Source organism: Aeromonas sp. FL131, assembly GCF_049860615.1.
In the GTDB taxonomy this organism is placed as follows: domain Bacteria; phylum Pseudomonadota; class Gammaproteobacteria; order Enterobacterales; family Aeromonadaceae; genus Aeromonas; species Aeromonas hydrophila.
The window spans coordinates 3526046-3550571 of sequence record NZ_CP187595.1 but is presented as its reverse complement, the minus strand read 5'-3'; the positions used below and the strand labels follow the sequence as shown (position 1 = coordinate 3550571).

Here is a 24526-nt window from a genome sequence, read left to right as displayed (position 1 = left end):
GTCCTGCTTCATCCCCGAAGCACCCCTTAAAATTCCCTAAACTTCTTTCAGGTTCAGCATGACGACAAAATATATTTTTGTAACTGGTGGCGTTGTTTCATCCCTCGGCAAAGGCATTGCCGCAGCTTCTCTGGCAGCCATTCTGGAAGCCCGTGGTCTGGATGTGACCATCATGAAACTGGACCCCTATATCAACGTGGATCCGGGCACCATGAGCCCGACCCAGCACGGTGAAGTGTTCGTAACCGAGGACGGGGCCGAGACCGATCTGGACTTGGGCCACTACGAGCGTTTCATCCGCACCAAGATGACCCGTCGCAACAACTTCACTACCGGCCGCATCTATGCCGACGTGCTGCGCAAAGAGCGCCGTGGTGACTATCTGGGCGCCACCATTCAGGTGATCCCGCACATCACCAACGCCATCAAGGAGCGGGTGATTGCCGGTGCCGAAGGCCATCAGGTTGCCATCGTCGAAGTGGGCGGTACCGTGGGCGACATCGAGTCCCTGCCGTTCCTCGAGGCCATTCGTCAGCTGGCTGCCGAAGTGGGCCGCAACAATGCCATGTTCATGCACCTGACGCTGGTTCCTTACCTGGCTGCTGCTGGTGAAGTGAAGACCAAGCCGACCCAGCACTCCGTCAAAGAGCTGCTCTCCATCGGTATCCAGCCAGACGTGCTGATCTGCCGCTCCGACCGTGCCATTCCGGCCGTTGAGCGCGCCAAGATCGCCCTGTTCTGCAACGTGCCGGAACGCGCCGTCATCTCCATGAAAGACGTCGACTCCATCTACAAGATCCCGGCACTGCTCAAGTCCCAGAATCTGGACTCCTACTTCACCGAGCGTTTCGGTCTGGAGTGCAAGGAGGCCGATCTGGCCGAGTGGGAACAGGTCATCTATGAAGAGGCCAACCCGACCGCAGAAGTGACCATCGGCATGGTCGGCAAGTACGTATCCCTGCCGGATGCCTACAAGTCCGTCAACGAGGCGCTCAAGCACGGTGGCCTGAAGACCCGTCTGTCCGTCAACATCAAGTACATCGATTCCCAGGATATCGAGACCCGTGGCGCCGAGCTGCTGGAAGGTCTGGACGCGATCCTGGTACCGGGTGGCTTCGGTGAGCGCGGCGTGGAAGGCAAAATTCAGGCGGCCCAATATGCTCGCGAGAACAAGATCCCCTACCTGGGTATCTGCCTCGGCATGCAGGTAGCCATGATCGAATTCGCCCGCAACGTGGCGGGCATGGAAGGGGCTCACTCTTCCGAGTTCAAGAAGGATTGTGCCTATCCGGTGGTGGGTCTTATCACCGAGTGGGTGGATGACGAAGGCAACGTCGAGACCCGTACCGAGAAGTCCGATCTGGGCGGTACCATGCGTCTGGGTTCCCAGCTCTGCCACCTGGTCGAAGGTTCCAAGGTGCGCCAGATGTACGGCAGCCCGACCATTTACGAGCGCCACCGTCACCGTTATGAAGTGAACAACAAGTTGCTGCCGCAGATTGAAGCAGCAGGTCTGAAAGTGACCGGTCTCTCTGCCGACAAGAAGTTGGTGGAAATTATCGAGATCCCGGATCACCCTTGGTTCGTGGCCGCGCAGTTCCACCCGGAGTTCACCTCGACTCCCCGTGATGGCCACGCCCTGTTCGCCGGTTTTGTGAAGGCGGCAGGCGAGTATCAGAAGCGTAATCTGAAGTAATTGAAAATAAATGCGGTTGGGGCCCTGTGCCGCAGCCGCTTTTTTTGGCATATTTTTGTTGTTTTTTTACGAAACCTGAGGAAATACACATGTCCAAGATCGTTAAAGTGATCGGTCGTGAAATCATCGACTCCCGTGGTAACCCGACCGTTGAGGCCGAAGTTCACCTGGAAGGTGGTTTTGTTGGTATGGCAGCCGCTCCGTCTGGCGCGTCCACCGGTTCCCGCGAAGCGCTGGAACTGCGTGACGGCGACAAGAGCCGTTTCCTGGGTAAAGGCGTGCTGAAAGCCCTCGAAGCCGTAAACGGCCCGATCGCTCAAGCTCTGCTGGGTAAAGATGCCAAGGATCAGGCCACTGTCGACCAGATCATGATCGACCTCGACGGTACCGAGAACAAATCCAAGTTCGGCGCCAACGCCATCCTGGCTGTTTCCCTGGCTAACGCCAAAGCTGCCGCTGCTGCCAAAGGCATGCCGCTGTACGCCCACATCGCCGAGCTGAACGGCACCCCGGGTGTCTACTCCATGCCGCTGCCGATGATGAACATCATCAACGGTGGTGAGCACGCCGACAACAACGTCGACATCCAGGAGTTCATGATCCAGCCGGTTGGCGCCAAGACCCTGAAAGAAGCTGTGCGCATGGGCGCTGAAGTGTTCCACAACCTGGCCAAGGTGCTGAAGTCCAAGGGCTACAACACTGCCGTTGGTGACGAAGGTGGTTTCGCTCCGAACCTGAAATCCAACGCCGAAGCGCTGGAAGTGATCGCCGAAGCCGTTGCCGCTGCCGGTTACAAACTGGGCACCGACATCACCCTGGCCATGGACTGCGCTGCTTCCGAGTTCTACGACGCAGAGAAGAAAGAGTACAACCTGAAAGGCGAAGGTCGCATCTTCACCTCCAACGGTTTCTCCGACTTCCTGGCTGACCTGACCACCAAGTTCCCGATCGTTTCCATCGAAGATGGCCTGGACGAATCTGACTGGGAAGGTTTTGCCTACCAGACTGCTGAACTGGGCAAGAAAATCCAGATCGTGGGTGACGACCTGTTCGTAACCAACACCAAGATCCTGAAGCGCGGTATCGACAACGGCATCGCCAACTCCATCCTGATCAAGTTCAACCAGATCGGTTCCCTGACCGAAACCCTGGCTGCCATCAAGATGGCCAAAGACGCTGGCTACACTGCCGTCATCTCCCACCGCTCCGGTGAGACCGAAGACGCGACCATCGCCGACCTGGCCGTTGGTACCGCTGCTGGCCAGATCAAGACCGGTTCCATGAGCCGTTCTGACCGTGTTGCCAAGTACAACCAGCTGATCCGTATCGAAGAAGCGCTGGGTGCCAAGGCTCCGTTCCGTGGTCTGAAAGAAGTGAAGAACCAGGCTTAATTTTCGCCTGCTTCCACGCTGTGCAAAGCCCCGCCAATCGGCGGGGCTTTTTTGTTTCTGCCGCCGCCACGGCGGGTTTCTGCATTTTTTATTCCGGCCCAACCCATCCGGGGCACAGGCTTTCTTTTGTCTTGCCTGCGAATATGGGAAACTAGGCCGCTTGAAGGAGACTCAGTGCATGCGGCTACTCACTCTTATCCTGCTTCTCCTGTTGGGGGGGCTTCAATATGACCTCTGGCTGGGGAAGAACGGCCTGTCTGACTATCATGAGCTGTCCGATGCCATCACCCGGCAGCAGCAGGACAATCTGGTACTCAAGGATCGCAACAACCTGATTTATCGCGAGATCGACGATCTGACCTCGGGCCTGGAAGCCATTGAGGAGCTGTCACGCAACGATCTTGGCTACATCAAGCAGGGCGAGACCTTCTATCGGATCATCCCCAAGGACAAAGACAAGGGTTCCAGCTCCGGAGACGCAGCCTACGATGACTGATCTCCGCCCCGGGCTGACCGCCATCGTCCCGGCCGCGGGCATCGGCAGCCGAATGGGGGCCGAGTGCCCCAAACAGTATCTGCAGTTGGCGGGTCGAACCATTCTGGAACATACCCTGACCCGGCTGCTCTCCCATCCAGCCATCGCTCAGGTGATCGTGGCACTGGCTCCCCATGACCGTTGGTTCGACACCCTGGCCGTGGTCGCCGATCCGAGGATCCTGCGAGTGGAAGGGGGCGCCGAGCGGGCCTTTTCCGTTCTCAATGCGTTGCATGTGGCCGCAGGGGAGTGGGTACTGGTGCACGACGCCGCCCGCCCCTGTCTGACCCACGGCGATCTCGATGCCCTGATTGCCACCGCCATGGCCTGTGATGGTGCCATCCTCGGCAGCCGGGTGCGCGACACCATGAAGCGCTCCGACGGAGCGGGCAACATCCTCGCCACCGTCGATCGCGAGCAGCTCTGGCATGCCCTGACCCCCCAGATGTTTCCCACCCGTCCTCTGCTGCGGGCACTGGAAGAGGGGCTGGCGCTGGGGGCCACCATCACCGACGAGGCCTCCGCCATGGAGCGTGCCGGTTTCACGGTGCGGATGGTGGAAGGACGAGCCGACAATATCAAGGTGACCCGGCCGGAGGATCTCTCTCTGGCGGGGCTCTATTTGCAGCAACAGAACGCGCGCCAGCCGGCGCAACCCGATTCACCCACAGAGGAGCTGGCATGATCCGGATTGGACATGGTTTTGATGTACACAAGTTTGGTGGGGTTGGCCCCTGCATGCTGGGCGGGGTGGCGGTGCCGTATGAGCAGGGCCTGCTGGCTCACTCCGATGGTGACGTGGTGCTGCACGCGGTGAGCGATGCGCTGCTCGGCGCCATCGGGGCCGGCGATATCGGCCGTCACTTTCCCGATACTGCGGCCGAGTTCAAGGGGATCGACAGCCGCATCCTGCTGCGAGACGTGTTTGCACGGGTGCAGCAGTCGGGCTATGCCATCGGCAACCTGGATGTGACCATCATTGCCCAGGCACCCAAGATGGCGCCGCATATCGAAGCCATGTGCGCCGTGCTGGCCGCCGATCTGCAATGTGATTTGAACCGGGTGAACGTCAAGGCGACCACCACCGAACAGCTGGGATTCACGGGGCGCAAGGAAGGGATCGCCACCGAAGCCGTCGTCTTACTGGTGAAACAATAATGCTGGAACAACTTGCCTATCTGCACGGGGCGCCCACCGCCCGTGGCATTCTCAAGGCGCAAGCCGCCGATTTCGTGGTCAATGAAGATCTCGGGTTTGAACCCTGCGGCGAGGGGGAGCACATCTTCGTCAGGGTGCGTAAAACCGGGGAAAATACCGCCTGGGTGGCTGGCCTGCTGGCCGATGCAGCCGGGGTCAACCGCAATGCGGTGACCTGGGCCGGGCTGAAAGACCGCCACGCGGTGACCGAACAGTGGTTCGGCATTCATCTGCCGGGCAAGGCGGAACCTGATCTCTCCGTCATCGAGAGCGACAGCATCCAGATCTTGCAGGTGAAGCGCCACAACAAGAAGCTGCGGGTCGGCTATCTCAAGGGCAACCACTTCACCCTGCGCCTCACCGGGCTGGAGCAGGCCGACGGTCTGGAATCCCGCCTGCAGGCCATCGCGGAGCAGGGGGTGCCCAACTATTACGGCGAGCAGCGTTTCGGCCGGGGCGGCAACAACCTGGAGGCGGCCAAGGCGATGTTCGCCGGCAAGCGGATCAAGGATCGCAACAAGCGCTCCCTCTATCTCTCCGCTGCTCGCAGCATGCTGTTCAATGCCATCGTCAGTGCCCGCATCGAGCAGGGACTGGCCCATCAGCTGCTGGCCGGCGACTGTGTGATGCTCAAGGGCAGCCACTCCATCTTCAGCGAAGAGGGCGTGACCCCTGAGCTGGCGGCGCGTCTGGCCTCCGGCGACGTACAGCTCACCGCGCCCCAGTGGGGCCGTGGCCGGTTGGCCAGCCAGGGTGCCGCCGCCGAGTTCGAGCAAAGCGTGCTGGCCCCCTATCACGATTGGTGTGACGGCCTGGAAAAAGCCGGGCTGGACCAGGACCGCCGCCCGCTGCTGCTCAAGCCGCAAGCCATGAGCTGGCAGCTGGAGGGGGCCGTGTTGACCCTGTCGTTCTTCCTGCCGGCCGGGGCGTTTGCCACCAGCGTGGTGCGCGAGTTAATGCAGGCCGAAGAGGCCGATCATGGTTTCAGGAATCAGTCCGATGAGAATTCTGGTCAGTAATGATGACGGTGTGCATGCGGAGGGCATAAGAGCCCTCAGCGAGGCGCTGGCTGCCTGTGGCGAGGTCATCGTGGTGGCGCCGGATCGCAATCGCAGCGGGGCGAGTCATTCCCTGACGCTGGAAGTGCCGCTGCGGGTCACCCGCATCGCCGAAACCGGATATCATGCGGTGAAGGGAACGCCGACCGACTGCGTGCACCTGGCGGTCAACGAGCTGGTACGCCCGGAGCCTGACATGGTGGTAGCCGGCATCAACCACGGCGCCAATCTGGGGGATGACGTCATCTACTCGGGCACGGTGGCGGCGGCAACCGAGGGACGCCACCTCGGCTTCCCCTCGCTGGCCATCTCGCTGGTAGGCAAGACCCATTTCGCCACGGCGGCCCACTACGCCGCCCAGCTGGTGAGGGGCATGATGGTGCACCCGCTGCCCGCCGATCAGATCCTCAACGTCAATGTGCCGGACCTGCCCCTCGACCAGATCAAGGGGATCAGGGTGACACGCCTTGGCAACCGCCACCGGGCGGAGTCGGTCATATGCAGCGAGGATCCCCGTGGCCAGCCCATCTACTGGATTGGCCCGCCCGGCAGCCAGCAAGATGCGGGCGAAGGTACGGATTTTGCCGCCATCGAGCAGGGCTACGTCTCGATCACCCCCCTGACCATCGATATGACTGCCTACAGCAGTCTGGCGGGGCTGGGGGCTTGGTTGGACCTGCAGGGATGAAGGTGTGATAGTACAGCGCCTGTTAAACCAGCTGATCGCGCAGGACATTCGCGATTTCCGCGTACTCGCGGCGATTGCCAAGGTGCCGCGCCAGCTGTTCGTGGATGAAGCCATGGCCCACAAGGCCTGGGACAATACGGCGTTGCCCATCGGCCACGGTCAGACCATCTCGCAACCCTACATGGTGGCGCGGATGACCGAGCTGCTGATCCAGAACGATCCGGCCCATGTGCTGGAGATCGGCACTGGCTCGGGTTATCAGACGGCGGTGCTGGCTCATCTGGTGGAGCACGTCTACACGGTGGAGCGGATCAAGTCTCTGCAGTTCCAGGCCCGGCGCCGGCTGCGTCAGCTCGATCTGCACAATGTTTCCGCCAAGCACGGCAATGGTTGGCTGGGCTGGCCCAACAAGGGGCCCTTCGACGCCATTCTGGTGACGGCTGCCGCCAGCGAGGTGCCGACGGCCCTCACTGACCAGCTGGCCGACGGTGGCCGGCTGGTGTTGCCGGTGGGGGACAGCCAGCAGACCCTGCAGCTGATCGAGCGGTCGGGCTCCCAGCTGACCAGCCGGATCCTGGAGCCGGTCCGTTTCGTCCCCCTGATTGACGGAGATGTCGAGTGAAGTTGTTTTCCCGCCTCTATGTGCTGGTGATGCAGTGGGCTCGCCACAAGTATGCCCCCTGGTATCTGGCGATCACCGCCTTCATCGAGTCGGTGTTCTGGCCCATTCCGGTGGACGTGATGTTGGCCCCCATGGCGCTGGCCAGACCGCACAAGGCCTGGCACTACGCCGCACTGGCGACCCTGTTCTCGGTGCTGGGCGCGCTGTTCGGCTATCTGCTCGGTTATGCCCTGTGGGAGCCGGTGGTCCAGCCGCTGGTGGTCTCGGTGGGCTATGAAGACAAGATTGCCCTGGCCCGGCAATGGTTCGAGCAGTGGGGCATCTGGGTGATTTTTATTGCCAGTTTCACGCCGCTCCCCTACAAGGTGTTTACCGTGACGGCCGGCCTGTTGCAAATGGCACTGCTGCCCTTCATCGTGACCTCGCTGATCGGGCGTGGCATGCGCTTTTTCCTGGTGGCAGGTCTGATGCGCTGGGGTGGCGAGAAGATGGAGCGCAAGCTGATGCACTATGTGGATGTGCTGGGTTGGCTCTGTATTGGTTTGGCCGTTGTGGCCTATTTCTGGTTTAGTCGTTAAAGGATCCACTATGCGTTCGCGTGTTTGGCAAGGAAGCAGTGTCGTCGTGTTGTCATGGCTGCTGCTCGCTTGCTCTTCCAGTAAGACTGCTGCTCCGGTACAAGGATTGGGCAATGATGGTCTCGTCTCTACCATTCCGGCTCGCCAGATAGCGGCCCAGCCCGCCATTCAGGGCAACAGCTACACGGTGAAAAAAGGGGACACCCTCTACTCCATCGCCTTCAATTCGGGCAATGACGTGCCCTCGCTGGCCAGTCTCAACGGCATCAGCCCCCCCTACAACATCTATCCGGGTCAACAGATCCGGCTCGATGCCTCCGGCAGCACCATGGCCGTTGCGCGCAGTGCAGGCACCTATCAGGTCCGTCCTGGGGACACGCTGAGCAGCATTGGCCGCCAGTTTGGCATGTCGAATCAGACTCTGGCACAAAGCAACAATCTGCAGGCGCCCTTTGCCCTGCAGGTCGGGCAGGTGCTGAATGTGCAGTCCGCCAGCAGCGGCAGTGGCCAGATGGTGGCGGCGACCCGCCCGGTGGTGACCCAGAGCTCCGGCCCCAAACCCCTGGCGCCAGCGCCCTCAGGTACGACCACTCCATTTATCAAACAGAAAACGATTGCTCAGCCATCTTCAAAAGAATACGCTCAGGTAAAAGAACAAAAATCAGACAATTCCTACAGCAAGCTATCTTGGCACTGGCCTACCAAGGGTCGGATCGTCGAAGGTTTCTCTGTTGCAGAACAGGGTAACAAGGGCATAGATATCGCTGGTCAGAAGGGGCAACCCATCTACGCGGCGAGCGGCGGCAAGGTCGTCTATGCCGGTAGCGCGTTGAGGGGTTATGGCAAGCTGATCATTCTCAAACATGATGATGACTACCTTTCTGCTTACGCCCACAACGACGAGTTGCGAGTGAAGGAAGGGGACAGCGTCAAAGGCGGATCAGTCATTGCCAACATGGGTAGCACGGACGCGCCGGATGTGCGATTGCACTTTGAAATCCGGTACAGAGGCAAGTCGATTAACCCGATGAGCCATTTGCCAAAGCGTTAGACCCAGAGAGTTAAGTCTTACTCTGGTGCCGGTCAGGGAGACACGCCATGAGCCAAGAACAACTGGTTATGCAGGATGCAGAGTTAGAGTTCGACGAAGAGCTGGAGACCCACGAAGAGGAAGAAGTTCAGGAAGTCGCGGCCGAGGCCGAAGAGACGATTTCCGATGAACTGATGGCACCTGAACTGAACAAGGTGATGGACGCCACCCAGCTCTATCTCGGGGAGATTGGCTTCTCCCCGCTGCTCACCGCCGAAGAAGAAGTCTATTACGCCCGTCGTGCCTTGCGAGGTGACAAAGCCGCCCGCAAGCGCATGATCGAGTCCAATTTGCGACTGGTGGTCAAGATCGCCCGTCGCTACAACAATCGCGGCCTGGTGCTGCTCGATCTTATCGAAGAGGGCAACCTCGGTCTCATCCGCGCAGTCGAGAAATTCGATCCCGAGCGTGGCTTCCGCTTCTCTACCTATGCCACCTGGTGGATCCGTCAGACCATAGAGCGGGCCATCATGAATCAGACCCGTACCATTCGTCTGCCCATTCATGTGGTCAAAGAACTGAACGTCTATCTGCGCACCGCCCGCGAACTCTCCCATCGGCTCGATCATGAACCGACGGCGGAAGATATCGCTTTCGCGCTGGATCGCTCGGTAGATGATGTGAATCGCATGCTCAAGCTCAACGAGAAGATCACCTCGGTCGATACCCCTATCGGTGGCGATCGCGACAAGGCGCTGCTGGATGTGCTCTCCGACGAGCGCGGCATGGGCCCTGAGCTGGAGTCCCAGGATGACGACATGCGCGCCAGCATAGTGCACTGGCTGGAGGAGCTGAACCCCAAGCAGCGCGAGGTGCTGGCCCGTCGCTTCGGTCTGCTCGGCTATGAGCCGGCGACTCTGGAAGACGTGGGCGCCGAGATTGGACTGACCCGCGAGCGGGTTCGCCAGATCCAGGTAGAAGGGCTGCGCCGCTTGCGGGAGATCCTGCTGGGGCAGGGACTCTCCATCGAGGCGCTGTTCCGTACCAACTAATGGCTGTGAGAGCGAAGATCCTTACCAAGCAAAACAAAAAGGGGCCGAAGGCCCCTTTTTCATGCTGACTGGATCCGCTGGATCAAACCGGATCCAGGGTATCCAGCGGCCAGCGTGGCACGGCCTTGACTGCCAGTGGCTCGAACACCCCGGCTTTCAGGCGCTGCATGCCGGCATAGGCGATCATGGCGCCATTGTCGGTGCAATATTCGGTGCGCGGGTAGAACACTTCCCCCTTGAGGCTCTCCATCAGCTCGGCCAGCTGGGCGCGCAGATGACGGTTGGCGCTGACGCCGCCGGCCACCACCAGGCGATTGAGGCCGGTCTCCTTCAAGGCGCGGCGACACTTGATGGCCAGGGTGTCGACTACCGCGTCTTCAAACGCTCGGGCGATATCGGCGCGGGTCTGTTCATCATCACCGTTGGCGGCGATGGTGTTGGCGGCGAAGGTCTTGAGGCCGGAGAAGCTCATGTCGAGCCCGGGGCGGTCGGTCATGGGACGCGGGAAGGTGAAGCGCCCGGTGGTCCCCTTCTCCGCCAGCCGAGAGAGCAGCGGACCGCCTGGGTAATCCAGTCCCATCAGCTTGGCCGTCTTGTCGAAGGCTTCGCCTGCAGCATCATCGATCGACTCGCCCAGCAGCTGATAGCTGCCGATGCCATCGACCCGTACCAGCATGGAGTGACCGCCGGAAACCAGAAGCGCCACGAAGGGAAACTCGGGGGCTCGTTCTTCCAGCATGGGCGCCAGCAGGTGGCCTTCCATGTGGTGCACGGCAATGGCCGGTTTGTTCCAGGCCATCGCCAGCGAGCGGCCTATGGTAGCCCCCACCAGAATGGCGCCAACCAGGCCTGGACCTGCGGTGTAGGCGATGCCGTCGATGTCGTCCTTGCCCAGTCCCGCCTCTCGCAACGCGGCCTGGATCAAGGGGATCGTCTTGCGGACGTGATCCCGGCTGGCCAGCTCGGGAACGACGCCGCCGTAGTCCGCATGCAGCTTGACCTGGCTATACAACTGGTGGGAAAGGATCCCTTTTTGATCGTCGAAGATCGCGATCCCGGTTTCGTCACAGGATGTCTCTATGCCCAATACACGCATTGCTAAAAAATTTCACTGCTAAAATGAGACGGCTATGGTAACCTTCGCGGGTTTTTTAAACCAGAGCGATCTCTGCGGGTTTACTTTCATTCCCTGTCCAGAGTATAATTTCGCACCATTTTAAGACATGCTGATCGATTGAAGGTCAGCTAACAATTTATCACTGAGGTGAAAGGCACATGCCAGTAATCAAAGTCCGTGAAAATGAGCCGTTTGACGTTGCTCTGCGTCGCTTCAAGCGTTCTTGCGAAAAAGCCGGTATCCTGTCCGAAGTTCGTAGCCGTGAGTTCTACGAGAAGCCGACTACCATTCGCAAGCGTGCCAAAGCGTCTGCCGTTAAGCGTCACGCCAAGAAGCTGTCCCGCGAAAACGCACGTCGTATCCGCCTGTACTAATCAAGGGTTCATGCCGTGTCGCTGAAGGATCAACTCAAGGATCAACAAAAACTCGCCATGCTTGCCAAAGACAAGGCTCGCTTGGGAGCGATCCGTTTGTTGATGGCTGAAATCAAGCAACGTGAAGTTGATACCCGTGTCGAGCTCAATGATCAGGATATCCTCGCTGTGGTGACCAAAATGGTCAAACAGCGTCGTGATTCCATCAGTCAATTCGAAGCTGCCGGTCGCCAGGATCTTGCCGACAAAGAGTCCGCAGAGATCGTTGTGTTGCAGGAGTTCCTGCCGCAACAGCTGACCGCAGCCGAAATTGCCGCACTGATTGAGCAAGCCATCGCTGAAAGTGGTGCTGCCGTCATGGCTGACATGGGCAAAGTCATGGCTGTCTTGAAGCCGAAAATTCAGGGGCGTGCCGATGTCGGCGCCGTCAGTGCTCAGGTGAAAACCCGCTTGGCGTAACAGGCAACTCTCTTGTTTGGTCAAAGAAGCCGTGCTTCCCTGGGAATGCGCGGCTTTTTTATTTTCTATGCAATGAAACAGGACGGTTATGGCAGGCAGGATCCCACAATCCTTCATCGATGATCTGCTCGTACGCACCGATATCGTCGAGTTGATCGACTCGCGGGTGCGGCTGAAGAAAGCCGGTAAGAACTACCAGGCTTGCTGCCCTTTTCATAACGAAAAAAGCCCCTCTTTTACTGTCAGTCAGGAGAAGCAGTTCTATCACTGCTTCGGTTGCGGCGCTCACGGCAATGCCATCGGCTTTGTCATGGAGTATGACGGGCTCGAATTTCCCGATGCCATTGAAGAGCTTGCCAGCCTGCATGGCATGCAGGTTCCCCGTGAGCAGACTGCAGGTGGGATGAGCAGCAGTCAACCTGCGGTCAGCAAGGATCTGTTCGAGCTGATGAACCAGATCGCCCGCTTCTACGAGAGCAATCTCAAGAGCGCGCCGCAGGCGGTGGAATACCTGAAGGGGCGCGGTCTGACCGGTGAAGTGGTCAAGCGCTTCAACATCGGGTATGCCTCTGCCGATTGGGATCAGGTGCGTCGGCGCTTTGGCGCCAGCCGGGAGCACGAGCAGTTGCTCATCTCGGGCGGCATGCTGATCACTCGTGACAGCGGTCCCGGCAGCTATGATCGCTTTCGCGATCGCATCATGTTTCCGATCCGTGACAAGCGTGGCCGGGTCATCGGTTTCGGTGGCCGGGTACTGGGGGAGGGGACGCCAAAGTATCTGAACTCGCCGGAAACACCCATCTTCCACAAGGGACGGGAGTTGTTCGGCCTTTACGAGGTCAAGCAGGCACACAAGGATCCGCGCCGGATCCTGGTGGTGGAAGGCTATATGGATGTGGTGGCGCTCGGCCAGTACGACATCGATTATGCGGTGGCGGCGCTGGGTACCGCGACCACCAGCGACCATATCCATACCCTGTTTCGCACCACGGCCGAGGTCGTTTGCTGCTACGACGGCGACAACGCTGGTCGGGAAGCGGCTTGGCGGGCGCTGGACAACGCACTCTCCCATCTGCAGGATGGGCGTGAACTCAAGTTCGTGTTTTTGCCGGATGGTGAGGATCCCGACTCGCTGGTGCGCCAGATCGGCAAGGAGGGATTCGAAGCTCTGCTTGACCAGGCCCAGCCCTTCGCCGATTTCATGTTTGAGCGCCTCGGACGCGATGCGGCACTTTCCGGTGAGGCTGGCAAGTTCGAAGTGGCCAACAAGGCCGCCGAGCTGATCCGGCGAGTCCCGGAAGGGTTCACGCGCGAGGGATTGATCACCCGCCTTTCCAGCATGATGCGCTGGGGCGAGAACAAGCAGCGGATCGCCGAACTGTTTGCCCGCAACAGTCAGCCGAAGGCCGAGCTCAACAAACCCAAGGCAGCCAAGTTGACGCCGCTGCGCCGGGCGCTGGCACTGATGGTGCAGTATCCGGCGATCACGGCCGAGTTGCCGGCCATGCCTGAACTGGCTGGACTGCGCCTGCAGGGCATCAGGTTCTTGCTGCAGTTGCATCAACAGATCCTGACTCAGCCCGGGGTCACGACGGGCATCCTGCTGGAGCACTGGCGTGGCACCAAAGAGGGAGAGATCCTGGCGCAACTGGCAATGCACGATCTGTTTGAAGAGGTAAAACTCGACCAGGAGCCGGATATTCTGGGAGAATTGCAGGATACTTTCGTCGGTTTCATCAACCTGTTCCTGAAGCAGCGTATCGAGGAATTGCAGGCCAAGGTGGCGCAGGAAGGGCTAAGCTCTGAGGAAACTCAGGAGCTGATGATGCTGATCAGAGAGGTGCAAATTGAGAAAAGAAATGAGAGTGGGGCTTGATATTTGAGTGATTAACCCCAATATGAATACCGTTGCCCGAATCGACGGGATTAAAAGCAAACATTTTATAACCGCCTGGCCCCGACAATACTGCGGGCAGGGGTTTCTCATGACCGACGCCGCAACCAGACATAGCATGTCTGGCGGTTTTCTATTAGAATTGGCTATTTGCGCAGCAGCGCACTGTACGCGCAACCTAGCAACACCAACCGGATGAGTTCTATGGAGCAAACCCCGCAGTCTCAGCTTAAACTCCTCGTTGCCAAAGGTAAAGAACAGGGCTACCTGACCTATGCCGAGGTGAACGATCACCTCCCGCAAGACATTGTCGACTCTGACCAGATCGAAGACATCATCCAGATGATCAACGACATGGGCATCCAAGTGGTGGAAAACGCCCCGGATGCCGATGACCTTATCATGGCTGAAGGTGGTACCGCCGATGAGGACGCTGCCGAAGCAGCGGCCCAGGCACTGGCATCTGTTGAATCCGAGATTGGTCGTACGACCGATCCCGTCCGCATGTACATGCGGGAAATGGGTACCGTCGAACTGTTGACTCGCGAAGGCGAAATCGACATCGCCAAGCGCATCGAAGACGGTATCAACCAGGTACAAAGCTCCGTCGCCGAGTACCCGGAAGCGATTACCTATCTGCTTGAGCAATACGACAAATACGAAGCGGAACAGCTGCGTCTGTCCGACATCATTTCCGGCTTCATCGATCCCAACGAGACCGATGACGTCGCCCCGACCGCTACTCATATCGGCTCCGAGCTCAGCGAAGAAGATCTGGCTGACGAAGATGAAGACGAAGATGAAGACGAAGACGGTGATGGCGATGACTCCGATGATGATGGCGACGGTGGTCCGGATCCGGAAGTCGCTCGCGAGAAGTTCGGTGATCTGCGCGCCCAGTACGAAGTAACTCGTCTCTCCATTCAGCAGAATGGTCGTGCGCACGAAGATACTCAGGCTGCGATTGCCCAGCTGGCCGATGTATTCCGTCAATTCCGCCTGATGCCCAAGCAGTTCGATCGCCTGGTCAACAACATGCGCGAGATGATGGAGCGAGTCCGCGTGCAGGAACGCATCATCATGAAACTCTGCGTTGAGCAGGCCAAGATGCCGAAGAAGACCTTCGTCGCGGCCTTCACCAACAACGAGTGCGAAACTGCCTGGTTTGAATACCAGAAGCAGGCCGGCAAGGCCTGGTCACCGCGTCTGGTCGAGATGGACGAAGATGTGCTGCGCGCCATCGGCAAGCTTCAGCAGATCGAGGAAGAGACCGGTCTGTCCATCGCCCAGATCAAGGACATCAACCGTCGCATGAGCATCGGTGAGGCCAAGGCCCGCCGCGCCAAGAAAGAGATGGTCGAGGCCAACTTGCGTCTGGTTATCTCCATCGCCAAGAAGTACACCAACCGTGGCCTGCAGTTCCTGGATCTGATCCAGGAGGGCAACATCGGTCTGATGAAGGCGGTAGACAAGTTTGAATACCGTCGTGGCTACAAGTTCTCGACCTATGCGACCTGGTGGATCCGTCAGGCCATTACCCGCTCCATCGCGGATCAGGCCCGTACCATCCGTATCCCGGTACACATGATTGAGACCATCAACAAGCTCAACCGTATCTCCCGTCAGATGCTGCAGGAGATGGGTCGTGAACCGAACCCGGAAGAGCTGGCCATGCGCATGGGCATGCCGGAAGACAAGATCCGCAAGGTATTGAAGATCGCCAAAGAGCCCATCTCCATGGAGACGCCCATCGGTGATGATGAAGATTCCCACTTGGGCGACTTCATCGAAGATACCACCCTGGCTCTGCCAGCGGATGCGGCCACCAGCGAGAGCCTGCGCAACGCCACCCGCGAAGTGCTGGCCGGCCTGACCGCCCGTGAGGCCAAGGTACTGCGCATGCGCTTCGGTATCGACATGAACACTGACCACACCCTCGAGGAAGTGGGCAAGCAGTTCGACGTTACCCGTGAGCGTATTCGTCAGATCGAAGCCAAGGCGCTGCGCAAGCTGCGCCACCCGAGCCGCTCCGAAGTACTGCGCAGCTTCCTGGACGAGTAATCCCGGGCGGGTCTACCCGTGACCGCTGCCAAAAAGCCCCGCCATGCGGGGCTTTGTTTTATCCGTGGTGACGGCGGCGTGAAGATGAGTCACGGAACCGCTTGAATATGGATGAAATCTCGCCAAGTGATTGATATGCCTATGGACGGGGTATCCGCCATCCCCTATAATCCACGCCGCAAACCAGTATCAATGGCCCCTTAGCTCAGTTGGTCAGAGCAGTCGACTCATAATCGATTGGTCGCCCGTTCAAGTCGGGCAGGGGCCACCAAATTTAGAAAGGCGTAGCAGGTTAGTAACCGCTGCGCCTTTTCTATTTCTGGCGTTTTGAAGTGTACTTGTGAGTGTACTTAACCTGAGATCGGTTTAAGCCAGCATTATCACGGCTTGCTCTTCGGATGTAAGATTCAAGGCTGGCTTGTTGTCTTTGTGGCAGTACGCGATCAGCCCTCCAAGCAGATTCAACATAAATCCATGCATACTCCTGTGCCGTGAATGCTCTATCTGCGAGATGTTTTTCAGCTGGTCATTGATTGTTTCAATGATGAACCTTTTGGATAGCATTGCCCTGTCAAAAAGCGAATGGACCTTTGGTTTCATATTCTTACGGTGCCCCGTTATCAATGTCACTCCCTTGGCTGCCAGCTCATCTGATAACGCTTGACTGATATATCCTTTATCGCCGTATAACCGGTCCGGTAAACAGGCTGCTAATTCCCTGACCGGTGCCCGGTCATCGACATTTGCTGGTGTCAGCTTGGCGGCAACCAGTCCGCCCATGTGATTCACAATGAGGTGTAATTTGAATCCATAAAACCAGCCCATTGTTCCCTTGCCTCGCTTTGCGACACCATCGAATACCTTGTGCCGGGGAATCCGCAGGTTATGACAGACCTTGATGCTGGTCGAATCAACAAATTCTATCCCGGTTGGGGTTGCCTTCAGCTGGGTGAAATAGGCACAGAGCGGGACCAATACGGATGGCATCATCTCGAGGAACCGGGTGTAACTGAGCAATTGAGGAAAATCCTGCATGTGATAGCGCCGGAGCAAACCGTTGTAGAAGTTTTTGAAATCCCGGTGGTGTGACATGTGGAAAGCAATGATGATGCACATTATCTCACTCGCGCTCATGCGCCCGGTACGCTGGCGTTGACGCTGACCGCTAACCAACAATTGCTGGTGCCATTGAGGCATAAATACGGCACAAAAATCATCAACATCACAGAAGAGTTCCAATAACTTGTCCATGCCCGTTCCTTTGTGGTCAGTGTCTTTGTCACTGCAGGATCAGATCTTGGAACGGGCATTGAGTTCATTTTTTACGCCGTTTTTTATCCCGAGTTCAGGTTACTTAGCTAACTGCTAGGGGCGGAATGGTGACGGCATTCCAAGCCCTATCAATTGCCCAGTGATAGGTTGACACAATGACAGTGGTTTTAGGGGACAGGAAGAAAAGTTGTGTGGGGAGCGGAGAGAGGCATCGTCGATTTGCTGGGGGAATTGCATGGAGGGGAGCAGGGGTAAGGGGGGTTCTTATATATATGCAATGAGGCTTGAAAAAATCTCACAGAAAATATGACAAATGGCCCTCTCTGCAATAGCCAATACAACCCCATAGATGTACTAGCAACAGAGGATAGTAATCAGATGGGGGCTGTATGTCTTGAGAGGCGTAAGGGGTAAAGCGCTTCCCCTCTGTCACCGGATTACTTCATCTTTCACGGCTTCATAGTAGGAATAATGTGAGTGTCGAGCGCACAAGGGGCAAGAAATCCGCTCCTCTTGCCAATCTCTCTTCTGAATGAGCGTTACTCCCTTACACGCTGGACAGTGGTAATTGATATTCAGCGCCCTTAGCTCTCCTTGGCGTTCACTGTCAACGTTCAGAAGGGCCAAATCAAGCGCCCCTTGTAGCGAACGAGTATCGGTATAGACACCAGCACACAAAGCCATATCAAAGCCTTTAAGTTTGGGTGGCGTAATGCGGTAGCTAGAGCCTTTACGCTCAATGACAATGCCCTTGTAAGAGAATCTGGTAACATCTGGTTTGTATTCATGAGTGCGGACAGGCTTATCTGCCTGCCCTCCGAATTTGTAGTTTGCTACCTTGGGCTTCTTGATGAGAGGCATTAACCACCTCTCAGCTTCTTGAAGAACTCGACAGCGTCCTGAGTGTTGTTAAGCGGATTTGGCTTATAGCCAGCTTTCACACGTCTAGCCCGTTCCCATTGCTGCCATTGCTTGGTTGTCCAATTGGCGTTGGCTAGTTCTTCCCCCGTAAATTCTGTTTGTTGGGGAGGTTCAGAGAATCCATGTTTGCGCATAGCATCATTCTTCAATGACTGCATATAAGCAATGTGCTCTTTAGAGCCAGCACCAATACCAAGGGCTTTCATGCTCTTGCTCACCTTAGAGGCGTCGCCTTGAGCCTCTTGAATGATGGCTGCAAGCTGATCATCACTAATTGATTCGTCTTGAAACAGGTCTTTGATTTGTTCATTCATATTTAACTTCTCCGAAAGGGGTTAGGTGCCCAGGTGAAAGGGGCATCAATGTCATAGTTTTTGAATTTTGAATAATCGCGGTAGTGGTCGCAGTGGGTTACAGGAACCCGTTTGCGTGTGTTAAGAAAACACCACATAGTAGAGTCCTACTTTGCTAAAAATGGCTGTTTTAAGCCTTGGTATACAAGGGCTAGAGAGGAAGTGACACAGGGGGGAGGTACTACCCTACAGGGTAGGGGGAGTGGCACTGATAAGCTCGTTACGCAATCGGTGATAAGTGCGTTTAGAAAGGCCGTATTTGGTATGCAATACAGAGTGGGAACAACCGAGCTTAATCTCTCGCTCTAGCTCTGGGGTGCGTTGGTAACGTATCCCTTTCGATTTATTCAAGAGCTCTTGCTTGGTGAGCAAGGCTTCATCTATTGCCTCTGAGAGAGTATAGGTATCAGTGACTAGCATTCGGCTGTAAAGGCTGGTCGGCCTGACACCTGCAATAATCTTGATGATACCATTTGTGCCTTGGCGCTCTACACACACCGCCTTGTCTTGTTGGTTGTAATAGACAAAATAGAGGTTCATAAAGTAACAACCTCCTTGCCAACTACGACTGTGACACCCTGAGACGAGACGGTGTTGCTAATCTCTCGCATAGCCAGGCTTATGTATCTTTCTGAAAGTTCTTTGTAACTCACCGCATTATCCAAACTCCCCGCCAGGAGAATTAGCTCCCCTGTTCGCTCTCGTTCTACTGCGCAGCAGCGACCATATTGATCGAGGTGCGCTATTATTGTTCTTTGCATTCTTGTTCTTCCGCTCCCACTGTAGAAAGCCGTAAGTTATTTAAGAGGGTACGCACACTCTCACGAGTGAAGGGCTTACCTCGTTGGGTTAGATAACCTTTCGCATTCAGTGCTGAAGCCAAAGCCTTGTATCCGTAACCAAACGCCAAGAGCTCTTGCACTGGCTCTAGCAGCTTAGTGAAGTAGGTTGCATTGGCCGCCTCTTTGGCTGTGTTAAATTGTTCATGAGTGGAGTTGTATCGTTGCATTGTCGTTACCTATTGGATTATAAAAATTGAAATCATGTGGGTTAAATAGACTACAAGGGGGTATAAAATTAGGATTTTACCAATCATCTAGATCATCCTCCCAAGCATCCTCTTTGACTTCCTGCGCTGCCGATACTGGCGTCAGCTTGTCTAGGTTAAGGATTAAAATCCGTGTTCGCTTGTTAGCGTCAGGATCAAACTTTGTCTGCCGCTCAATGAGGCCCATTGCCTCCAGCCTTACCAAAGCTCGGATAATTGCCCGTTCAGATAGCCCGGTCTGAGCCGCCAACAGGCTATTCGTGGGCCAACAACGAGCGCACTTATCCCGCTCTAGGTTAATGAAGGTGGAGATAACCAGCAGGGTGATCTGTTCGGAGGCGGTAAGATCTTTAGGAAGGTTGCGCAGAATCTTGGTTGTAATTTCTAGTTGCGTCATCACTTATATGTGATCCTCTCTTTTTATTGGCTAAGTCCTTTAGAATCAGGTCCACGATGTAGCGCGTTGCCTTTACACCTTCTGGTAAATGCTTGGCCAGCTCATTGGCGCAAAAGGCAGGTATCTTGACCCGAAGGCCATTTTCTTGGGAATACATTATCTCATTACCTCTATCTTGATTTGGAACGGGCAAGAGCCCACTTACTGGCGCAAGCAGGCTACAGTTTTCAACTATGTATACTTATATATACCTGTGAGACAGGTGTTTCTGCTACAACTATTTTTTAATAGTCAGGTGGGTAGCAGGGGACAATCTCTTGTTTCATTCCTCTACCCCTCAAAATTGAGTAATAGATGTGACTCTAGCCCAGAGCCAGCTTGAAGGGGAGAGCCTGCTATTATATTAAGAGGATGGGATGATACCATTTGTCATTAGGGGGCATCTTCTAAGTGCAAGAGGGGTGACAAATTGTCAGGGGGGGGGGTGACAATTTGTACCTAATAACAGATAAAGTAACAGATAATATAAATACTATTATAGGTGACATTTTGTCACCCCATTGTGCCGAAGGCGTATATAGAAACTATCTGACTGTATGTGCCTCAGGCCGGCAGGGCCAAGCTAAAGAAGACGCCTAAAGGAAAGAGAGAAAAGACTAACCCCTTCTCTCCCATGCTTCTGTAGCCCTTGGCTACTAACTACCTACTGTGTGGATTTCTTCCCTTCTTTTTGGCGTATCTTTTACTCTTTGCCGAAGGCGTTAGTCTGCTTACGTATGTCATAGAGTGTCACTAGGCGTAGCCTATGGATTCTACAGGTAATCTCCTAAACCTCGTTAGAGAGTCTCCTAGACGCCTTCCTGTGTGTTTATTTAATCAGCGTTGCTTTCTTCAATCACACACAAACGTCCTTTGGTTTGGATCAAAATGTGTCTGGGCTTACCACTATCCAATATTCCCCAGACACCAACCAATTCGATTCTATCGTCATAAACCCTGATGTCTCGTCCTTCAAAGCTAACGTGCCCTCCTTGTGACTCACACATAACCTTTCCCTTTTCAAAGTTTGGATAGAACTTGAAAAGGAATGGCCCTGCCACCAAGATCAGCAACACAGCAATGATCGCTATGAAGGAGACTTTTCTATAAAAATCCATGACAATCAAGCCCTAGTCTAAAACGATCCTTGGCGGTTCCTGACTGCCATCACTATCAAGGTACTCCTCAAACTTGGCAATGAAAGCAGAGAGGGCTTTGTGAAGCTTGTGCAAGTCGTACCCACGTAAATCAATATTAGAGAGTAGCGACTGTGCCATGCCTAACGCATTAGATTGGCCCCTTGAAGATCCAGACACTTCGCCCCTCTTAACTTAAGAGGTAGTCTTGGAGCTATGTTCAGTACTAGTCACAACGAGAAGATGGTCGAAGTGTTAACAGGGGCCGAGCGCCGTCGACGCCGGACTCCACAAGAAAAGATCGCCATCGTGCAGCAGACCTTTGAGCCCGGGATGACCGTCTCTCATGTTGCTCGCTTGCACGACGTCAACGCAAACCAGCTTTTCAAATGGCGTAAGCAATTCCAAGAAGGGTCTCTCACGGCGATCACCGCCGGTGAGGATGTTGTTCCTGCTTCCGAGTTGGCTGCTGCCATCAAGCAGATCCGAGAGCTTCAGCGTCTGCTCGGGAAGAAGACCATGGAGAACGAGATCCTCAAAGAAGCCGTGGAGTATGGTCGAGCAAAAAAATGGATTGCGCATGCGCCCTTGTTGCCGGGGGACGACGATTAAGTGCTGTGAGCCAGGCTCTTAATGTATCGCGTGCGCAGCTATCCGTTCGTGTTCATCGAAAACCGGGTTGGCAAGATGGTCGTCATCATCGCCAGCGTGATGATGCAGCCTTACTTGGCCGTATCATGGAGGCGATGGCAGAGCTTCCCTCCTATGGCTATCGCCGGGTCTGGGCGCTGTTACGGCGTCAGTCTGAGGCAACAGAACAACCTGTGGTAAACGCTAAGCGGGTATATCGCGTCATGCGCGAACATGGCTTGCTGCTGGAAAGAAAACCAGCTGCACCATTGGCCCAGCAGGCACATAAGGGGCGTGTTGCCGTCAAGGAGAGCAATCGACGGTGGTGCTCAGATGGCTTCGAGTTTCGCTGCGATAACGGTGAAAAACTACGTGTCACGTTCGCCATGGATTGCTGCGATAGGGAAGCGTTGGACTGGGCGGCCAGTACTGGGGGTTACGATAGTGACACTGTGCAAGATGTCATGCTGAGGTCTGTCGAACATCGCTTTGGGGATTCGTTGCCGGCATCACCGGTGGAGTGGCTGACTGATAATGGCTCGGCGTATCGAGCCCATGAGACCCGCGCGTTTGCACGAGAAATCGGGTTGGAGCCCAGAACGACAGCAGTGAGAAGCCCACAGAGTAACGGTATAGCGGAGAGCTTCGTGAAGACGATGAAGCGAGACTATATCGAGATGATGCCAAAACCGGATAGCCGAACAGCGGTAGGCAATTTGGCTATCGCGTTTGAGCATTATAACGAGCACCACCCGCACAGCGCCTTGGGATACCGTTCACCACGGGAATTTCTGCGCAGTCGGGTATCACAACCCTAAGCGGGAAAAGTGTCTGGACCTATGGGGTCAAATCCACGCATCTTCATCCATGCTAATCTGATCAATTGAAAACCCCTGTTTTGCTAAGTGTTGGTACAACCAATGAACATCTGAGGGGGTCTTATACAAACACCAATGGAAGAAAAATATCAGCGCACCACACTCATATATGAAGTGGAAAGGGGCGTCTGTATTCCCCTTTGTTTGCTCCACCATATGACACAGCTCATAACCATTCTTAGGCCCAAGATCCATCATCATACGTGATACCAATGATGACTTAATCCCCAGGGCACGTGACAATAATTTTACTCCCTTTCTTACAGTTTTTGCTTCGGGGTTTAGTCTAATGAACACTTGATATAAACAGATTCCCACAGCCAAAAGAGCAAGCAAACCGTAGCCTATTGTTATTGCCATTCCATCCCTGCCCTAGCTTGACATAACTAACCAGCATGGTAGCGCCTTTGGCGTCAGGAAGATAACTCACGTCCCCCAAAGTTAACGGAAACCACGGTATCCGCTGCCAGATCCAATAACCGCCGCTCCCATAGCTCCAAGGCTCGGCGCTTCTCTGGTAGGTACTCATATCGGTCATAGTGTTTACTGGATACGTCATTCAGGGCGTGATTCTGTAGGCGGTCGCGCAGATCTTTAGCTATGCCAAGCTCACCCATCAGGGTCTTACAGGTGCGGCGAAAATCACGGGGGATAAAGTGTGCCATCTCGGTGCGTTTACGGTAACGGTCAATCGCTTGGCTAAGTGAGGCCATCGGCATTGGCTCGTTTGGCTTGGTGGCGTGAGCAAAGATAAAGGGGCTACCCGCCGTTTCCTCTTGCTGCTCTCTCAATACTCGCAAGGCGCTATCAGTAAGGGGGATCAGGTGGGGGCGGCCATTCTTGGAAGTATCGGCGGTAATGGTCAGGGTCTTGGCTTGCCAATCGATATTGGCCCAGCGTGAGACGGCGAGTTCATAGGGACGCTGGCCACCAGTAAAGAAGCAAAGCCGGATCAAGCTACGCAGGGTCAAGCCTAAGCTAGTGGGTTGCTCCATATCATCAAGCAATTGGCGAGCCTCTGCCCACGTCAGGAAACGTTCCCCAACGCGTTCGGCGGCCTTCTGCTTGGGTATGGCAGCCACCGGATTAAGCACCAAACCAAATTTGGCATCGTCTATGAAGTTGGCGGGGTCGTTGTCATGCTTTAGCCCGTAATTGAATGCGGCCATTAGATAGCTTCTGACTCGATTGGATTGGGTAGCAGCACCACGGTGGATCATGTGTGCCAGAATGATTTTGATATCGTGTGCGGTCACGTCCTTAGCTTTGGTCGTGGGTTTGATTACTGGGTAGGTCTCTTTCTCCAAGGCCACCAATACGGCCTCATAGGTGCGCTTGCCATCCTTATTCATCTGCTCGGTGTAGCTTTTGAATAGCTGCTCAATGGTTCCTTGCTGCTCATGCTCCCGCTTTTCTTGCTCCCGCTCCTTTGCTTGACGGGCCAGTTCGTCTTTGGGGTCTAGACCATCGCGGATCATCTGACCAAACGCCTTGGCCTTCTCGCGGGCATCGGCAAGGGTGAGGTTTGGGAAGCTGCCAAGCGGTATAAATGCCCACTTCCCATCGCGCCTGTAGCGAAACGTCAGGGTCTTTGTGCCACTAGGGAATACCTGTACACCTAACCTCCCTTCTCCTCGGGTGCGATTGTCGTCAGTCTGAAAATACGGGTTCTTTTTCGCGGGTAGCGCGTTTACTTCACTGTGAGTCAATGGCATTGGATGGCAAACCTCGCTAAGTGCACTTCAATATTTTCGAAGTGTACTTGCAAGTGTACTTGGAATGAAGCTACCTGTTACTATCTGAGACATAATGATACACGTCATGCTTGTAAGTGATTGTTATATAGGTAATTAAAAATCCACGCCGCAAACCAGTATCAATGGCCCCTTAGCTCAGTTGGTCAGAGCAGTCGACTCATAATCGATTGGTCGTGGGTTCAAGTCCCCCAGGGGCCACCATTTTCAGACAAAGCCGCTCTCTTGAGCGGCTTTGTCGTTTCTGCCGTTCACCGGCGCCGGCCCTTAGAGATGAGCTCCATAGTGCGGCCTATAACGCAGTACGAACAGCCAGAACTGGGCAAGGTTTCGCACCGTGAGGCAT

The 24526-nt window shown here is 55.6% G+C and carries 26 protein-coding genes and 2 tRNA genes; 18 read left to right on the top strand and 10 right to left on the bottom strand.

The window, feature by feature from the left end:
- Nucleotides 1-58 precede the first annotated feature (58 nt).
- The 11 genes from pyrG (at nucleotide 59) to rpoS (ending at nucleotide 9847) form a co-directional block, all read left to right on the top strand.
- Nucleotides 59-1696 (top strand): glutamine hydrolyzing CTP synthase, encoded by a 1638-nt coding sequence (pyrG, locus tag ACPW75_RS16415; RefSeq protein ID WP_017410643.1) that lies wholly within the window; start codon nucleotides 59-61, stop codon nucleotides 1694-1696.
- 89 nt (nucleotides 1697-1785) lie between these two features.
- Entirely contained in the window at nucleotides 1786-3087 is a 1302-nt protein-coding gene (gene eno, locus ACPW75_RS16410; protein ID WP_017410642.1) for a phosphopyruvate hydratase, read from the top strand.
- 178 nt (nucleotides 3088-3265) lie between these two features.
- A complete protein-coding gene (gene ftsB / locus ACPW75_RS16405) occupies nucleotides 3266-3583 on the top strand; it encodes a cell division protein FtsB (protein WP_011704770.1) in 318 nt (105 codons plus the stop codon).
- Nucleotides 3576-4307, top strand: coding sequence for a 2-C-methyl-D-erythritol 4-phosphate cytidylyltransferase (gene ispD, locus ACPW75_RS16400; RefSeq protein ID WP_425904327.1), 732 nt, complete (start codon nucleotides 3576-3578; stop codon nucleotides 4305-4307). Before ftsB ends, ispD begins: the two co-directional genes overlap by 8 nt.
- Complete coding sequence (ispF, locus tag ACPW75_RS16395; RefSeq protein WP_016349536.1) at nucleotides 4304-4780, top strand: 2-C-methyl-D-erythritol 2,4-cyclodiphosphate synthase; 477 nt, start codon at nucleotides 4304-4306, stop codon at nucleotides 4778-4780. Before ispD ends, ispF begins: the two co-directional genes overlap by 4 nt.
- Nucleotides 4780-5838 carry a tRNA pseudouridine(13) synthase TruD gene (gene truD / locus ACPW75_RS16390; RefSeq protein ID WP_077096098.1) on the top strand — a complete coding sequence of 353 codons (1059 nt, stop codon included), beginning with the start codon at nucleotides 4780-4782 and terminating at the stop codon, nucleotides 5836-5838. The genes ispF and truD overlap by 1 nt, the downstream gene beginning before the upstream one ends.
- Nucleotides 5819-6565: a 5'/3'-nucleotidase SurE gene (surE, locus tag ACPW75_RS16385; protein WP_029305164.1), complete on the top strand. Its 747-nt coding sequence runs from the start codon at nucleotides 5819-5821 to the stop codon at nucleotides 6563-6565. The genes truD and surE overlap by 20 nt, the downstream gene beginning before the upstream one ends.
- A 4-nt stretch (nucleotides 6566-6569) precedes the next feature.
- Nucleotides 6570-7187: a protein-L-isoaspartate(D-aspartate) O-methyltransferase gene (locus ACPW75_RS16380; protein WP_011704775.1), complete on the top strand. Its 618-nt coding sequence runs from the start codon at nucleotides 6570-6572 to the stop codon at nucleotides 7185-7187.
- A complete protein-coding gene (locus ACPW75_RS16375; protein WP_179101395.1) occupies nucleotides 7184-7765 on the top strand; it encodes a YqaA family protein in 582 nt (193 codons plus the stop codon). The genes ACPW75_RS16380 and ACPW75_RS16375 overlap by 4 nt, the downstream gene beginning before the upstream one ends.
- Nucleotides 7766-7775: 10 nt before the next feature.
- Nucleotides 7776-8816 (top strand): peptidoglycan DD-metalloendopeptidase family protein, encoded by a 1041-nt coding sequence (locus ACPW75_RS16370; RefSeq protein WP_081398591.1) that lies wholly within the window; start codon nucleotides 7776-7778, stop codon nucleotides 8814-8816.
- Between the two features lie 47 nt (nucleotides 8817-8863).
- A complete protein-coding gene (gene rpoS / locus ACPW75_RS16365) occupies nucleotides 8864-9847 on the top strand; it encodes an RNA polymerase sigma factor RpoS (RefSeq protein ID WP_011704778.1) in 984 nt (327 codons plus the stop codon).
- An 82-nt stretch (nucleotides 9848-9929) separates the two neighbouring features.
- Here the strand turns inward: rpoS and tsaD are convergent, their stop codons facing one another.
- On the bottom strand, nucleotides 9930-10943 hold the full coding sequence (gene tsaD / locus ACPW75_RS16360) for a tRNA (adenosine(37)-N6)-threonylcarbamoyltransferase complex transferase subunit TsaD (protein WP_024946180.1): 1014 nt from the start codon (nucleotides 10941-10943) through the stop codon (nucleotides 9930-9932).
- A gap of 179 nt (nucleotides 10944-11122) precedes the next feature.
- On the opposite strand from tsaD, the gene rpsU reads away from it, so the two are divergent.
- The 5 genes from rpsU to ACPW75_RS16335 all read left to right on the top strand — a co-directional run bounded on the left by rpsU (nucleotide 11123) and on the right by ACPW75_RS16335 (nucleotide 16023).
- The gene (gene rpsU, locus ACPW75_RS16355) at nucleotides 11123-11338 is read left to right on the top strand and encodes a 30S ribosomal protein S21 (protein ID WP_005309452.1); all 216 of its coding nucleotides are present in this window, start codon (nucleotides 11123-11125) and stop codon (nucleotides 11336-11338) included.
- 15 nt (nucleotides 11339-11353) lie between these two features.
- Nucleotides 11354-11797 (top strand): GatB/YqeY domain-containing protein, encoded by a 444-nt coding sequence (locus ACPW75_RS16350; RefSeq protein WP_016349543.1) that lies wholly within the window; start codon nucleotides 11354-11356, stop codon nucleotides 11795-11797.
- 88 nt (nucleotides 11798-11885) lie between these two features.
- Nucleotides 11886-13673, top strand: a complete 1788-nt coding sequence (gene dnaG / locus ACPW75_RS16345) for a DNA primase (protein ID WP_077096096.1) — start codon at nucleotides 11886-11888, stop codon at nucleotides 13671-13673.
- A 183-nt stretch (nucleotides 13674-13856) separates the two neighbouring features.
- Nucleotides 13857-15752 (top strand): RNA polymerase sigma factor RpoD, encoded by a 1896-nt coding sequence (gene rpoD / locus ACPW75_RS16340; protein ID WP_263642045.1) that lies wholly within the window; start codon nucleotides 13857-13859, stop codon nucleotides 15750-15752.
- A gap of 194 nt (nucleotides 15753-15946) precedes the next feature.
- Nucleotides 15947-16023, top strand: a tRNA-Ile gene (locus tag ACPW75_RS16335).
- Between the two features lie 95 nt (nucleotides 16024-16118).
- On the opposite strand, the gene ACPW75_RS16330 is transcribed toward ACPW75_RS16335, so the two are convergent.
- From ACPW75_RS16330 to ACPW75_RS16300, 7 genes are all read right to left on the bottom strand, one after another.
- A complete protein-coding gene (locus tag ACPW75_RS16330) occupies nucleotides 16119-17003 on the bottom strand; it encodes an IS982 family transposase (protein ID WP_077097209.1) in 885 nt (294 codons plus the stop codon).
- Between the two features lie 450 nt (nucleotides 17004-17453).
- On the bottom strand, nucleotides 17454-17885 hold the full coding sequence (locus ACPW75_RS16325) for a hypothetical protein (protein WP_143239053.1): 432 nt from the start codon (nucleotides 17883-17885) through the stop codon (nucleotides 17454-17456).
- Nucleotides 17885-18259 carry a hypothetical protein gene (locus ACPW75_RS16320; protein ID WP_077098424.1) on the bottom strand — a complete coding sequence of 125 codons (375 nt, stop codon included), beginning with the start codon at nucleotides 18257-18259 and terminating at the stop codon, nucleotides 17885-17887. Before ACPW75_RS16320 ends, ACPW75_RS16325 begins: the two co-directional genes overlap by 1 nt.
- A gap of 225 nt (nucleotides 18260-18484) precedes the next feature.
- Nucleotides 18485-18838 (bottom strand): hypothetical protein, encoded by a 354-nt coding sequence (locus tag ACPW75_RS16315; protein ID WP_077098422.1) that lies wholly within the window; start codon nucleotides 18836-18838, stop codon nucleotides 18485-18487.
- Nucleotides 18839-19043: 205 nt separating this feature from the next.
- Nucleotides 19044-19307 (bottom strand): recombinase family protein, encoded by a 264-nt coding sequence (locus ACPW75_RS16310; RefSeq protein WP_077098420.1) that lies wholly within the window; start codon nucleotides 19305-19307, stop codon nucleotides 19044-19046.
- A 76-nt stretch (nucleotides 19308-19383) separates the two neighbouring features.
- Entirely contained in the window at nucleotides 19384-19743 is a 360-nt protein-coding gene (locus tag ACPW75_RS16305) for a helix-turn-helix domain-containing protein (protein WP_042864147.1), read from the bottom strand.
- Between the two features lie 872 nt (nucleotides 19744-20615).
- Nucleotides 20616-20900: a hypothetical protein gene (locus tag ACPW75_RS16300; RefSeq protein WP_042643601.1), complete on the bottom strand. Its 285-nt coding sequence runs from the start codon at nucleotides 20898-20900 to the stop codon at nucleotides 20616-20618.
- Between the two features lie 261 nt (nucleotides 20901-21161).
- Here ACPW75_RS16300 and ACPW75_RS16295 point away from each other — a divergent pair.
- Nucleotides 21162-22366, top strand: a protein-coding gene (locus tag ACPW75_RS16295; protein WP_102948393.1) for an IS3 family transposase whose coding sequence is annotated in 2 segments (ribosomal slippage) — nucleotides 21162-21480 and nucleotides 21480-22366 — 1206 coding nt in all. Because the reading frame shifts where the segments join, the coding sequence is not laid out codon by codon here.
- Between the two features lie 27 nt (nucleotides 22367-22393).
- Here ACPW75_RS16295 and ACPW75_RS16290 read toward each other — a convergent pair.
- Nucleotides 22394-22786, bottom strand: a complete 393-nt coding sequence (locus tag ACPW75_RS16290) for a hypothetical protein (protein WP_425904325.1) — start codon at nucleotides 22784-22786, stop codon at nucleotides 22394-22396.
- 53 nt (nucleotides 22787-22839) lie between these two features.
- Complete coding sequence (locus ACPW75_RS16285; RefSeq protein ID WP_077097494.1) at nucleotides 22840-24141, bottom strand: tyrosine-type recombinase/integrase; 1302 nt, start codon at nucleotides 24139-24141, stop codon at nucleotides 22840-22842.
- 166 nt (nucleotides 24142-24307) lie between these two features.
- Between ACPW75_RS16285 and ACPW75_RS16280 the strand changes: the two genes are divergently transcribed.
- Nucleotides 24308-24384, top strand: a tRNA-Ile gene (locus ACPW75_RS16280).
- Nucleotides 24385-24526 lie beyond the last annotated feature (142 nt).